The sequence below is a fragment of the Methylobacterium sp. J-077 genome, assembly GCF_022829365.1.
Classification (GTDB): domain Bacteria; phylum Pseudomonadota; class Alphaproteobacteria; order Rhizobiales; family Beijerinckiaceae; genus Methylobacterium.
Window position 1 is genome coordinate 86351 of record NZ_JAKSYJ010000114.1, and the last position, 12642, is coordinate 98992.

Sequence of the window (12642 nt, forward strand, 5' to 3'; positions counted from 1 at the left end):
CGCGTCAGGCTGCCTCGACCGGCACCAGGGCGCGGACCGCCTCGGCGAGGTCCGAAAACTGCTCGATCACCCGGTCGGGCCCGAGCTCGGTCACCGGCACGTCGGTGTAGCCGAAGGTCACCGCCACCACCGGGATTCCGGCGGCCTTGGCAGTGTCGATGTCGGTGCGGGAATCGCCGACCATCACGGCCCGGGCCGGGTCGCCCCCGGCGCGCTCGATCGTACCGGTGAGGTGGCTCGGATCCGGCTTGTAGGCCGGGAAGGTGTCGCGCCCGCAGATCGCCGCGAAGCGGTGGCCGATCCCGAGCAGGCGCAGCAGCTCCACCGACTGGCCCTCGAACTTGTTGGTGCAGACCGCGAGCCGGAAGCCCGCAGCCTCCAGCGTATCGAGTGCCTCGACCACGCCGGGATAGAGGTGCGACGTGTCGGCGAGGTGCTCCCCGTAATGGGCAATGAACGCCTCGAACAGCCGCTCGTGATCCTCCGGCGAGAGCGCGCGGCCCTCCGCCTCGAAGCCGCGACGGATCAGCGCCTTGGCGCCGGCCCCGATCAGGCCGCGGGCCTGGGACAGGGGCAGCTCGGCCAGGCCCTCGCGCTTCATCAGCACGTTGAGGGTGCCGATCAGATCGCCCGCGGTCTCGGCCAGAGTCCCGTCCAGGTCGAACACGGCGATCGGCGGGCGGGTCGTCGGTTCGGGGGGCATCCGGTCGGGCTCCTGTTGGGGTCCGGCCTCGCTAAAGCCGCCCGGTGCCGCGGGCAAGGCGGCGCGGCGCCCCACACTCGCCCGAAAGCCCAGCGAAAGGCGAAGGGCGACAGCTCCCGGATCCCTTGATGAAACCGTCCCTGCCTATCCTCGCCCTCTGCCTCGCGCTGGCCAGCGCGCCGGTCGCGGCGGCCTCGTTCGAGTTCGTGCCCGCGCCGCAGACCGACCTGAACCGGATGTACCGGGTCGACAAGGTCACCGGAGAGGTGACCTCGTGCCAGTACGGGCTCCAGGAATCGGCCGGCGGCATCGGCCAGACCGTCTGCTTCGGCCCAGGGGAGGGCGCCGGCGCACAAACGCCGTCGGAATACGGCCTGGTCGCGAGCCGCCACACCCGCGAGGCCGGCGTGTTCCGGGTCAATTACCGCACCGGCGAGATGAGCATCTGCTTCGTGCTGGTGAAGAAGGAGCAGGTGGTCTGCACTCAGCAGGCCAAGCCCGGCGCCGAGGCGGCCTCGGACGCGCCCCTGACCGGTCCGTCTCCCGGCCGGGCCGGGGCCAGCGCCACGCCGGCACAGGGCGGCCGCTTTTGAAGCTCGCCATCCCGCGGAAGCGTTCCGGTCCGCCCTGCGGCGTGCTAGGGGCCGCGCGAGTCTCTCAGGAAGCCCGGCTGCATCGCATGCGCGCCCTCTCGATCCCCTTCGCCGACCGGACGGCCCGGCCTTGAGCGGGCCGGACCTCCGCCGAGCCGCGGCCGCCCGCGCCCTCGCGCTGATCGAGCCCGGCATGCGGCTCGGCCTCGGCACCGGCTCGACCGCGGCTTCCTTCGTGGCCCTGCTCGGGGAACGGGTCCGCGATGGGCTCGACATCGTCGGCGTGCCGACCTCGGAGGCGACGCGGCTGCAGGCCGAGGGCCTCGGCATCCGCCTCGCGACCCTCGACGAGTTGCCCGAGCTCGACCTGACGATCGACGGCGCCGACGAGGTCGACGACCAACTGCGCCTGATCAAGGGCGGGGGCGCCGCGCTCCTAAGGGAGAAGATCGTCGCCTGCGCCAGCCGCCGGATGGTGGTGATTGCCGATGCGGCCAAGCATGTCGTCCGGCTCGGCGCCTTCCCGCTGCCGATCGAGGTGAACCTGTTCGGCCTCGCCGCCACGCACCGCGCGGTCGAGGCGGCCGTGGCTCGGGTGGGCTGCTCCGGCACGGTCCGACTGCGGGTCGATCCGGCCGGCAAGCCGATCGTCACCGATGGCGGCCACCACATCCTCGACGCCCATCTGGGCGCCATCCCCGATCCCGACGCCCTCGGCGCCGCCCTCTGGGCCGTTCCGGGGGTGGTCGAGCACGGCCTGTTCCTCGGCATCGCCGACGCCGCGATCCTGGCGGCTGACCAGGGCGGGCAGGCCGAGGTCACCATTCTCGGCAGCTTGGTCTGAAGCGCCATATTCCTCGCAGGAACGTTCAGCATGTCCCGACGCCTCACCGCCGCGCTCGGCCTCGCGCTTGCCGCGGTCACGATTCTTCCGCACGCGGCCTCGGCCCAGGCGAACAAGCCCGCCGCCGCCAAGCCTGCACCCGGCAAGCCGGCCGCGCAGCCGAACACCCCGGCCGCCGCGACGCCGACCTTCTCGGCAAGCCACCTCGCCTTGGCCCGCGAGGTGATGCTCAGCTCCGGCATCGCCCGCTCGTTCGATTCGGTGCTGCCGGCCTTCGCCGACCAGATCCGCAAGCAGGCGGTGACGCGGCCCGAACTCGCCAAGGATCTCGACGAGGTCTTGACGTCCCTGCAGCCCGAGATGGAGCTGCAGAAGCAGCGCATGATCGACATCGCCGCCCGCACCTACGCGGCGAAGTTCCCGGAGCCCGAGCTGAAGGAGATCGCGACCTTTTTCCGCTCGCCGGCCGGCAGGCACTACGTCGAGGCGCAGCCGCAGCTCCTCGACGAGATGGTGGGGGAGATGCAGGACTGGACGCAGGAAGTGTCCGAATACGTCATGGTCCGGGTACGGGCCGAGATGGGCAAGCGGGGCCATCAGCTGCAGTGAGGGCGCTGTCGTCGGATCGACCGTCGCGCCTCTGATCTCAGCCCGCCCATTCCTACCCTCACCCTCATCCTGAGGTGCCGGAGCGCAGCGAGCCTCGAAGGAGCCCTCCAGGGATCGCAGAGCCTTCTGGAGGGCTCCTTCGAGGCTCGCTGCGCTCGCACCTCAGGATGAGGGGGTTGTTTGGATAACGGTTGCCCTGGACCCTTATGCGAGCGCCATCAAACGGCCCGGCAGCGTCTGAAGAGCTCGCCAGCCGCCTCTACGCGGCGGGTGCGGCCCTGCTCGCCGTCCTGCCGCTGGCGATGGTGCTCGCCAACCGGTCGAGCCCCGCCGTCATCGGCCTCGCCGCGCTCGCTTTCCTGGTCGGACGCGTCTTCGAGGATCGCCGCACCCTCGCGCCACGCCTCCTCAGCCCCCTCCGACAGCCGCTCGGCCTCGCGGCACTCGCCTGCCTCGCCTGGTGCCTCGTCTCCTTCGCCTGGACGCCCTTCCCCCACGCGTCGCTGCGGGTGCTCGGCGAGTTCCTGCCGATCCTCGTGGGGGCCTATCTGCTAGCCTGCCTCGCCCCCGGCCGGATCCCGGCTTTCGCGCCGCGCCTCGCCGCGGGGGCGATCCTGCTGGCGGGTCTCGTCATCGCGGTCGATCTCGCCTCCGATCTTGCCTTGGAGCGGGCGCTCGGGCACCGGGTGGCCGCCTTCGTCCACAACCGGCCTGCCCTGACCCTCGATCTTCTGGCCGGCCCGTTGGCCCTCGTGCTGTGGCGCGCCCGCGCCCGCGGCCTTGCAGTCGCCACCCTGGCCTTCGCGGCGCTCGGCGTGCTGCGCTCGATCAGCGGCGCCGCCCAGCTCGGTCTCCTGGCCGGGGCTGGCCTGTTCTCCCTGGCCCAGTTGCTGCCGAGGCGGATCGGGATCGGTCTCGCGGGGCTAGGTCTCGGCTTTGCCGTGGCGCTCGCACCGGTGGAGGGCGACCTGCTCGCCAAGGTCATGCCGGAGGCGGCGCATGAGCACCTGGTCCAATCCTCGTCCCGGGCGCGGGTCGCCATCGCCCGCAGCTTCGGCGCCGCCGTCGCGGCCGATCCGTGGCGCGGGGCTGGCTACGGCACCAGCGCGCGCTTCGCCGAGACGCCGGTGGCCGGGAGGGTCGCGCCGGAGATGCGGGTCCTCCTCGGCGTCGGCCACCCGCATAACAGCTTCCTGCAGGTCTGGGCCGAGCTGGGCTTGCCCGGCGCGCTCCTCGGCGCACTGGTCCTGATGCTGATGCTCGGCCGGATCGCGGCCATGCCGCAGCCCGACCGCGCCGCGGCTCTGGGCCTCGTCGCCGGCGCAACGGCGATCGCGTTCGTCGAGCACAATGGCTGGGCGGCGTGGTGGACGGCCGGGCTCGGCGCTGCCATCACCTGGATGCGCGAGGCTGCAATGTCCCGCGCGGACACGAGACCCGAGATGGACGGCCCCGCATGAGCGCCTACGATGTCGACCTCTTCGTCATCGGCGGCGGTTCGGGGGGCGTCCGCGCCGCCCGGATCGCGGCCGGCTACGGCGCCAAGGTCATGCTGGCCGAGGAATACCGGGTCGGCGGCACCTGCGTGATCCGCGGCTGCGTGCCCAAGAAGCTGATGGTTTATGCCGGCCGCTTCGCCGACGAGTTCGAGGATGCAGCCGGCTTCGGCTGGACGGTCGAGCGGACACGCTTCGACTGGAGCATCCTCAAGCAGCGCCGCGACGCCGAGGTGACCCGCCTCGAGGGCCTCTACGACACCAACCTGATGCGCGCCGGCGTCGAGATCGTGCCCGAGCGCGCCGTGATCGAGGATCCGCACACGATCCGCCTGCCGGGCTCGAACCGGACGGTGCGGGCCGAGCGGATCCTGATCGCGGTCGGCGCCCATCCGGTGAAGGAGCCCGCGGTGCCGGGGATCGAATGGGCGATCACCTCGAACGAGGTGTTCGAGCTGGAGAGCCTGCCCGATCGCATCCTCGTGATCGGTGGCGGCTACATCGCGGTGGAGTTCGCGGGGGTCTTCGCGGCGCTCGGCAGCCGCACGACCCTGCTCCACCGGGGCGACAGGCTGTTGCGCGGCTTCGACGACGAGGTCCGCGACGCCCTGGCCGAGGCCTACGGCCGACGCATGGACCTGCGGCTCGGCCGCACGCTCACACAGATCGACCGGCGCGACGACGGCCTCTGCGCCCGTCTCGACGACGGCTCGGAGATTCTCTGCGACCAAGTGCTGGTGGCTACCGGCCGGCGCCCGAACGTTACCGGGCTGGGCCTGGAAAAAGTCGGGATCGAGACCGACGCCGCCGGGGCGATCCCGGTGGATGCCTATTCGCAGACCCCGGTCCCGTCGATCTACGCGGTGGGCGACGTCACCAACCGCGCCAACCTGACCCCGGTGGCGATCCGCGAAGGCCACGCCTTCGCGGACACGGTCTATGGCGGCAAGCCGTCCTGCGTCGATCACCGGCTGATCCCGACCGCGGTTTTCTCGACCCCCGAGATCGGGATCGTCGGCCACACCGAGGCCGCGGCCCGGGAGATCTACGGCAGGATCGACGTCTACAAATCGCGGTTCCGGCCGATGAAGGCGACGCTCTCGGGGCGCGAGGAGCGGATCCTCATGAAGGTGCTGGTCGAATGCGCCAGCGACCGGGTGGTCGGCGTCCATATCTTCGGCCACGATGCCGGCGAGGTGATCCAGGCGGTCGGCATCGCCGTCACCATGGGCGCCACCAAGGCGGATTTCGACCGCACCATCGCGGTCCACCCGACGGCCGCCGAGGAACTCGTGACCATGCGGGTGCCGGAGGTGACCAAGCACCCGGTCGGCGTCGGTTAACTTCCCCGCGTCGCGGGGGTCTCGACGCGGTGCGCGACCGAGCCATATCAGGGTCATGGGCAAGCAGGGCGCAGGCAAGGGCAATCGCGAGGACGACGCGCACGCGCGGCGTCAGGCGATCATCGACGGCCTGCTCGCCGATGCCTTGCGGCCGGCCTTCACCTATCGGGTGCCGAGCCACGACGCCCTGCCCGCCGACATCCGCCGGGCGATCGACCGGCTGCTGGCCAAGGCCGAGACCCAGCGCAGCCGCTGCCTGACCTACGACGACCTCGAAGAGGCCCTCCCGCCCCGCGACGTCTCCGCGGAGGATCTGGAGGCGATTTTCTGGATCCTCGCTGAGCATGGGATCGAGGTCGAGGACGGCGAGGCTTGAGGCCGGGCCGATCTCAAGACGTCGCCCGCTGGAGCGGCGATGAACCGTTCGTCGTGAGCTGAGCTCAGCCTGACCGCACCGCGACTCTGCTTCAGGCTCCTGCCAGCCCTCAGGAATCCGCCACTCGCAAGCATCCGGGAACCTCTCTATAAGCCGCGCTTCGCGCGTCATGCGCGATCGCACGACGAACGTGCGCGGAGATGAGGTCATGGCCGAGCGTTGGACACCGAAGAACTGGCGGACCCTGCCGATCCAGCAGGTCCCCGCCTATCCGGATTCTGCGGCGCTGCAGGCGGTCGAGACCCAGATCGCGAGCTTTCCGCCGCTGGTTTTTGCCGGTGAGGCCCGCAAGCTGAAAGCGGCGCTCGCGCGCGTCGCGGCGGGCGAGGCGTTCCTGCTCCAGGGCGGCGACTGCGCCGAGAGCTTCGACGAGCATTCGGCCGACAACATTCGCGATTTCTTCCGGGTGTTCCTGCAGATGGCGATGGTACTCACCTTCGCGGGCGGCTCGCCCGTTGTGAAGGTCGGGCGCATCGCCGGGCAGTTCGCCAAGCCGCGCTCCTCGCCTACCGAGACCCTCGACGGCGTGAGCCTTCCGAGCTACCGGGGCGACATCGTCAACGGCATCGGCTTCACCGAGGAGGCCCGCATTCCGGACCCGCGCCGCCAGCTCGAGGCCTACCGGCAATCGGCCGCGACCCTCAATCTGCTGCGCGCCTTCGCCACCGGCGGCTACGCCAATCTGGAGAACGCGCATCGCTGGATGCTGGGCTTCGTGAAGGATTCGCCGCAATCCTCGCGCTATCAGGATGTCGCCGGCCGCATGACCGACGCGCTCGACTTCATGCGGGCGATCGGCATCAACCCGGAGACGCATCCTGAGGTCCGGACCACCGATTTCTACACGAGCCACGAGGCCCTGCTGCTCGGCTACGAAGAAGCGCTGACCCGCGTCGATTCCACCACTGGCGATTGGTACGCCACCTCCGGGCACATGCTGTGGATCGGCGACCGCACCCGCCAGCCGGACCACGCCCACGTGGAATACGCCCGCGGGATCAAGAACCCGATCGGCCTGAAATGCGGCCCGTCCATGCAGGCGGACGGCCTGATCCGCCTGATCGACCTGCTCAACCCGGAGAACGAGCCCGGCCGGCTCAGCCTGATCTGCCGGTTCGGCGCCGACAAGGTCGGCGAGCACCTGCCGGGCCTGATCCGGGCGGTCGAGCGGGAAGGGCGGTCCGTGGTCTGGATCTGCGACCCGATGCACGGCAACACCGTCGCGGCCGGCCGGTACAAGACCCGGCCGTTCGACCGGGTCATGCAGGAGATCGAGGGCTTCTTCGGCGTCCACCGGGCCGAGGGCACGATCGCGGGCGGCATCCATCTCGAAATGACCGGCAAGGACGTGACCGAATGCACCGGCGGCGCCCGGGCGCTCACCGCCGACGATCTGCAGGACCGCTACCACACCTACTGCGACCCGCGCCTCAACGCGGAGCAGGCGCTGGAAGTGGCGTTCCGCACGGCCGAGCTGGTCAAGGCCGAGCGCAGCCACATCGAGCGACCGCGCCTCGACGCGGCGGAGTAGGGCGCGCCGCAAACCCCTCCCCCTAGGCGGGGGAGGGACCACTCCGGTCAGGCGATCGCCCGGGTCGGCCCGTTCCAGCGGCGGATCACCTCGCCCACCTGGGAGACCGGCACCGGGCGGCTGATCAGGTAGCCCTGGACCTCGTCGCAGCCCTCGGCGCGCAGATGCGCGAGTTGAGCCTCGGTCTCCACGCCCTCGGCGGTGGTGGTCATGCCGAGGCTGGAGCCGAGCCCGATCACCGCCCGGACGATGAAGTCGGTCCCGTCCTTCACGCACAGATCGCGCACGAAGGACTGGTCGATCTTGATCTTGTCGAACGGGAAGCTGCGCAGGTAGCTCAGCGACGAGTAGCCGGTGCCGAAATCGTCCATCGAGACCCGCACGCCCAAGGCCTTCAGGCTGTGCAGGATCGCCGTGGTCGCGCCGGGATTGGCCACCAGCACCGATTCGGTGATCTCCAGCTCCAGCCGGCGGCCGGGCAGGCCGGTCCGGCGCAGGGCCTCGCGCACCGCGGTGACGAGGCTCGCGGAGGTGAATTGGACCGCCGAGACGTTGACCGCGACCTTGAGCCCGTCCGGCCAGCGGGCGGCCTCCTCACAGGCCCGGCGCAGCACCCATTCGCCGAGCGGCACGATCAGGCCCAGTTCCTCGGCGATCGGGATGAACTCGGCGGGGGAGACGAAGCCGCGGGTCGGGTGGTCCCAGCGCAGCAGGGCCTCGAAGCCGCAGATCCGGTCCGCGGCGAGGCTGTAGATCGGCTGGTAGTAGACCTCGAAGGCCTCGCGGGCGAGCGCGTCGCGCAGGTCGCGCTCCAGGATCCGCCGCGCCTGGAGACGGGCATCCATCTCGGGCTCGAAGAACCGGAACGAGCCCCTTGCCTCGGTCTTGCCCCGGTCGAGGGCGACCTCGGCGTTCTTCAGGAGCTTCTCGCAGCTCGCCCCGTCGCCGGGTGCCAGGGTGATGCCGATGGTCAGCCCGACGCTGATCTCGTGGCTGCTCAGGCTGTAGGGCGCACTCAGCACCTCGATGATCCGGCGGGCCAGAACGGCGGCCTCCTCAGGCCGGTCGATGTTGCGCTGGACGACGATGAACTCGTCGGCGCCGAGCCGGGCGACGCAGTCGATCTCGCGTACGCAAGCCGTGAGCCGCTCGCCGACCGCGGAGAGCAGCTCGTCGCCGACCCCATGCCCCAGCGTCTCGTTGACCGGCCGGAAATCGTCGAGGTCGATGGCGAAGACCGCGAAGCCCGAATCGCGCCCGGCCTGGGCCACCGCCATCTCGATCTGCTGGCCGAGCGCCTCCCGGTTCGGCAGGCCGGTCACCGTGTCGTGGTGGGCCAGGAAGGCGATGCGCGCCTCGGCACGGCGGCGCTCAGTCACGTCCTCGTAGGTCGCCACGAAGCCGCCATCGGCGGTCTCGCGCCGGTCGATCGAGACGGTGCGGCCGTTGCTCAATTCCTGGAATTGCGTGTGCCAGGCGCCGCCGCGATGCGCCTCGTGCTCCTGGCGGAGGAGGGCGGCGAGGTCGCAGCCCGCGTGATTGCCCGCCGCGAGGCTGACCGCCAGCACGTCCTGCGCCGACATCCCGGGAACGATGGCATCGGCGGGCAGGCCGTAAATCTCGCTGTAGCGCCGGTTCACCACCATCAGGCGATGCTGCGCGTCGTACAGGCAGAGGCCCTGGGACATGTTGTCCAAAGCCGCATCGAGCCGGAGATTGGTCTCGGTCAGCCGATCCTCCTGCTCCTTGAGCAGGCTGATGTCGCTGCACACGGCTACGAAGCCGCCCGACTGGGTGGCGCTGCGGCTCACTCGCAGCCAGCGCCCGTCGGCCAGCCGGATCTCACCGTCGCGGGCGAGCGCCCGGAAGCATTCGTCGAGGGTTTTCGAAACGGATCCCTCGGAGGCGCGCGCCAGGGACACGCCGGCCGCGATCGCCTCCTCGAGCCCGTGGAAGAAACGTAGGGCCTGAACATTGGCCAGCGCGATGCCGCCTTCGGCATCGACCACCACGACGCCCTCGCGGGAGGTTTGGAGCGCGTCCGTCACCAGGGCCTCGGCGACCCGGCGCTGGCTGACCTCGCGCTGCATCATCGCGTGGATATTGTCGCGCATCACCGCCATTGAGCGGAGCAGGCTGCCGAGTTCGTCGCGACCGCCGGCCGGGATGCGGTCATCGAGGCGTCCGCTGGCGATCCGCTCCGCCGCCACGGAGGCATCGGCGAGGGGTCCGGTGATGCGGCGGTTGAGCAGCCACGCGATCAGCGCGCAGGCGAACACCGCCAATCCGGCCACGATGGCGTTGACGTGCATCTCCCGGGCGACGAGCATCCGGGCGGCCTGGCGGAAGGTGAAGCCGTCGCCCGCCGTATAATTGACCAGGAGATCGATCTGGCTGTCGACCGCGTTGGCGCGCTGGTCGAGGGCGTCCCAGCGCTCGGGCCGGGCGGTCGCCGGATCGAGGCCGCGGCGCATCTCCTCCCAGGCGGCCACGGCCGCCTGCACGGCGCCGGCCGTGCGCACCGACCGGTCCGACTGCGAGCGCTCGACCGCGATGGTCAGGTCTTCGGCCAGCGTGGTCGAGAGTTCGGCGATCTCCGCATCGAGCTTGGCCGCCTCGGCGGCGTCGCGGACATGCGTCCGGCGCGCGAAGGCGCTGCGCATCTTGGCGAAATCCGCCGCGGTCGCCCGGGCGTAATTGATCGACATCAGCGACTCGTCATAGGTGCGATTGACGAGCACCCCGACATGCGAGATCGCCACCACGGCGTAGAGTCCGAGCGCACCGGAGAGCAGGCTCATGCCGAGGAAGGCGACAAAGATCCGGCCCCGGATCGTCGTGGACAGGCCCGTGATACCGCGCACGATTCGCATCGGACCCGAAGGCGCCAGCTCGTCCGTCGCTCTCTCGGGGTCTCGCATCGCACCGGGCCGCCGTGTGACAGGTCCAGCGAACCGTAATTGCCACATGTTAAGACGCGATTAGCCGGGCCGATTATCGACTCGACTTATAGATAGCGGCTTCGGCGCCTCGCTCGTCTCGGAAACAGCCGAATGCGCTGGAAGACGAGCGATCTCGAAAATGATTTCTCAATAAAATCCGGGATAGATTGCTTCGATCAGCCCGAGGAACAACATGTCCCCCGCAGCGACAAGTATGCCGGCATCGCTCCGCTGGAGATCGGCCCTCCCGGCAGCACTCGCCCTGGCTCTCGGGCTGGTGTGCGGCTTGATCCTGGTCGGCGATCTGGAGGCTTCCGGGCTTCTGGTGTCGCAGAAGGGCCGCGCGTTCCAGCCGGGCAACCTCGCGATCAGTCGGGGCGAGACGGTGATGTTCGTCAACGACGACAGCGACCTGCTGCATCACGTCTTCGTCGAATCGGACACTTTCAACTTTGATTCCGGCGACCAGGAGCCGGGTAGCCGCACCCCCGTGACCTTCACCGAGCGGGGCACCTTCCAAGTGCTCTGCGGCATCCATCCGAAGATGAAACTGGTGGTGCGGGTGAATTGAGACCCGTTTGACATTGCGATCCCAGTCGAACGACGCCTGGATCGCGGGAGATCCAATATCCCTCCCCCATCCCGAGTTGCCGAAGCGTAGCGGAGGCCTCCGGCAATCGCAGGGGTCTCTGGAAGACTCCTTCGAGGCCCGCCGACGCAGGCAACTCAGGATGAAGGCGTCGGGTTAGTGAGGCGCCGATCAGTTCGAGGCGTCGCGGGGCATCTCAGATCGACCGCTTGGGAGCGATCACCGCTCCGCCGCCCGGATCGGCTTGGCCTGTGGGGCGGGTTTCACACGCTCGATCGTCTGGCCGTCGCGCAGCTCCGGCGGCGGGCTGAAGACGATGTGGCTATCGGCAGCCAAGCCGGATTCGAGCTCGAGGGTCCGGCCGAGATCGCGCCGCACCCGGATCGTCCGCCACGTCACCGTGTCGTCGTCACCGACTTGAGCGACCTGCAGCGTATTGCCCTTGAACACCGTCGTCTCGGCGGGGACCGAGACGCTGTCCTCGGTGCGCGGAATCTTCAGCGTCACGGTGGCGTAGAGCCCCGCTCGCAGGGCCCGATCGGGGTTGGGCACGTCAACCTGCGTGGTCAGGGTGCGCGAGCTGGTATTCAGAGCCACCGAGCTGCGCTCGACGAAGCCGCCGAAAGTACGACCCGGAATCTGCGGCACGCTGATCTCGGCCTGAACGCCCGGCTTGACGCCCACGGCATCGTTCTGCGGCACGTTCACGGTGATGCGCAGGATGCTGTCCTGGTCCATGCTGAGCAGCGGCGTGCCGCCGTTGTCCGCCTTCACCAGATCGCCGACATCGACGTTGCGGGTCGTGATCACGCCGTCGAAGGGCGCGACCACGCGCTCGAACGCGGTCAGCGCCTTCAGGCGGTCGACCGCCGCCTCCTGCGACGCGATATTGGCGGTGGCGACCTTCACGCCCGCCTCGGCGGCCGCCAGGGCCGCGGCCTGTGAGAGCACGCCCGCCTGTGACGTGTCGGCGTTCTGGCGCGAGGCCCACCCCTGGACGGCCAGGGTCGCGGTGCGGTTGTTGGTCAGGTTGGCGAGGTTGACGTTGGCGCGGGCCTGCTCGACCTGCGCCTGGGCCTGGAGCAGCTGTGCCTTCAGCTGGCCGACCTGCGCCTCGGCTTGGGCCCGCTGCTGGTCGAGATCCGGGGCGGCGATGCGCAGGAGCAAGTCCCCGGCCTTGACCCGGGAGCCGATATCGACTCGTCGCTCGGCGATGTAACCGGTGGCACGCGCCGCGATGGACGCGGTGGTGAAGGGCTGCGTCTCGCCCGGCAGCATGAGGTCGAGAGGGCCGTCCGCCCGCTCCGCCACCACGGTGCGCACCTGCGGCACCAGGGTCTTGATCCGCTCCAGCGTCGCAGTCGCCTCGACATCCCGCTGCCAGTGGTTGTAGGCGCCGTAGCCGAGCAGGCCCAGCGCGATCAACCCCACCAAGACGAACGGGCCCTTGCCGGGCGGCGGGGGGATGTCTTTGGGGTCGCCCTGCGCTGCGTCGTGCGCCTTCATCGCTCGGCTCTCCGCCCCGAATGCCGCCGGGTTCTAGCCAAGGTAGCCGC

At 69.9% G+C, this 12642-nt stretch carries 11 protein-coding genes; 8 read left to right on the top strand and 3 right to left on the bottom strand.

Features of this window, described 5'->3' with window-relative positions; all coding sequences use genetic code 11:
- Nucleotides 1-4: 4 nt before the first annotated feature.
- Nucleotides 5-703, bottom strand: coding sequence for an HAD family hydrolase (locus MKL11_RS11715; RefSeq protein ID WP_243943431.1), 699 nt, complete (start codon nt 701-703; stop codon nt 5-7).
- A gap of 128 nt (nt 704-831) precedes the next feature.
- Between MKL11_RS11715 and MKL11_RS11720 the strand changes: the two genes are divergently transcribed.
- The 7 genes from MKL11_RS11720 to MKL11_RS11750 all read left to right on the top strand — a co-directional run bounded on the left by MKL11_RS11720 (nt 832) and on the right by MKL11_RS11750 (nt 7555).
- Nucleotides 832-1296, top strand: a complete 465-nt coding sequence (locus MKL11_RS11720; protein ID WP_243943440.1) for a hypothetical protein — start codon at nt 832-834, stop codon at nt 1294-1296.
- A gap of 130 nt (nt 1297-1426) precedes the next feature.
- Nucleotides 1427-2140, top strand: a complete 714-nt coding sequence (rpiA, locus tag MKL11_RS11725) for a ribose-5-phosphate isomerase RpiA (protein ID WP_243943442.1) — start codon at nt 1427-1429, stop codon at nt 2138-2140.
- A gap of 30 nt (nt 2141-2170) precedes the next feature.
- Nucleotides 2171-2749 (top strand): DUF2059 domain-containing protein, encoded by a 579-nt coding sequence (locus MKL11_RS11730; RefSeq protein WP_243943443.1) that lies wholly within the window; start codon nt 2171-2173, stop codon nt 2747-2749.
- Nucleotides 2750-2955: 206 nt separating this feature from the next.
- Nucleotides 2956-4209 carry an O-antigen ligase family protein gene (locus tag MKL11_RS11735; protein WP_243943444.1) on the top strand — a complete coding sequence of 418 codons (1254 nt, stop codon included), beginning with the start codon at nt 2956-2958 and terminating at the stop codon, nt 4207-4209.
- Complete coding sequence (gene gor / locus MKL11_RS11740; RefSeq protein WP_243943445.1) at nt 4206-5588, top strand: glutathione-disulfide reductase; 1383 nt, start codon at nt 4206-4208, stop codon at nt 5586-5588. Before MKL11_RS11735 ends, gor begins: the two co-directional genes overlap by 4 nt.
- A gap of 55 nt (nt 5589-5643) precedes the next feature.
- Nucleotides 5644-5964, top strand: coding sequence for an RNA polymerase sigma factor region1.1 domain-containing protein (locus MKL11_RS11745; protein ID WP_243943446.1), 321 nt, complete (start codon nt 5644-5646; stop codon nt 5962-5964).
- A 208-nt stretch (nt 5965-6172) separates the two neighbouring features.
- Entirely contained in the window at nt 6173-7555 is a 1383-nt protein-coding gene (locus tag MKL11_RS11750) for a class II 3-deoxy-7-phosphoheptulonate synthase (RefSeq protein ID WP_243943447.1), read from the top strand.
- 47 nt (nt 7556-7602) lie between these two features.
- Here MKL11_RS11750 and MKL11_RS11755 read toward each other — a convergent pair whose 3' ends face one another.
- Nucleotides 7603-10476, bottom strand: a complete 2874-nt coding sequence (locus MKL11_RS11755) for an EAL domain-containing protein (RefSeq protein ID WP_243943448.1) — start codon at nt 10474-10476, stop codon at nt 7603-7605.
- A 298-nt stretch (nt 10477-10774) separates the two neighbouring features.
- On the opposite strand from MKL11_RS11755, the gene MKL11_RS11760 reads away from it, so the two are divergent.
- The gene (locus MKL11_RS11760) at nt 10775-11068 is read left to right on the top strand and encodes a plastocyanin/azurin family copper-binding protein (RefSeq protein ID WP_313900747.1); all 294 of its coding nucleotides are present in this window, start codon (nt 10775-10777) and stop codon (nt 11066-11068) included.
- Between the two features lie 237 nt (nt 11069-11305).
- Here MKL11_RS11760 and MKL11_RS11765 read toward each other — a convergent pair whose 3' ends face one another.
- Nucleotides 11306-12592, bottom strand: coding sequence for an efflux RND transporter periplasmic adaptor subunit (locus tag MKL11_RS11765; protein WP_243943452.1), 1287 nt, complete (start codon nt 12590-12592; stop codon nt 11306-11308).
- Nucleotides 12593-12642 lie beyond the last annotated feature (50 nt).

What these genes read in the sequence shown, in the direction of transcription:
- MKL11_RS11715 (WP_243943431.1), bottom strand. Translation starts at nt 703, where the DNA reads ATGCCCCCCGAACCGACGACCCGCCCGCCGATCGCCGTGTTCGACCTG.
- MKL11_RS11720 (WP_243943440.1), top strand. Translation starts at nt 832, where the DNA reads ATGAAACCGTCCCTGCCTATCCTCGCCCTCTGCCTCGCGCTGGCCAGC.
- MKL11_RS11730 (WP_243943443.1), top strand. Translation starts at nt 2,171, where the DNA reads ATGTCCCGACGCCTCACCGCCGCGCTCGGCCTCGCGCTTGCCGCGGTC.
- MKL11_RS11735 (WP_243943444.1), top strand. Translation starts at nt 2,956, where the DNA reads ATGCGAGCGCCATCAAACGGCCCGGCAGCGTCTGAAGAGCTCGCCAGC.
- gor (WP_243943445.1), top strand. Translation starts at nt 4,206, where the DNA reads ATGAGCGCCTACGATGTCGACCTCTTCGTCATCGGCGGCGGTTCGGGG.
- MKL11_RS11745 (WP_243943446.1), top strand. Translation starts at nt 5,644, where the DNA reads ATGGGCAAGCAGGGCGCAGGCAAGGGCAATCGCGAGGACGACGCGCAC.
- MKL11_RS11750 (WP_243943447.1), top strand. Translation starts at nt 6,173, where the DNA reads ATGGCCGAGCGTTGGACACCGAAGAACTGGCGGACCCTGCCGATCCAG.
- MKL11_RS11755 (WP_243943448.1), bottom strand. Translation starts at nt 10,476, where the DNA reads ATGCGAGACCCCGAGAGAGCGACGGACGAGCTGGCGCCTTCGGGTCCG.
- MKL11_RS11765 (WP_243943452.1), bottom strand. Translation starts at nt 12,592, where the DNA reads ATGAAGGCGCACGACGCAGCGCAGGGCGACCCCAAAGACATCCCCCCG.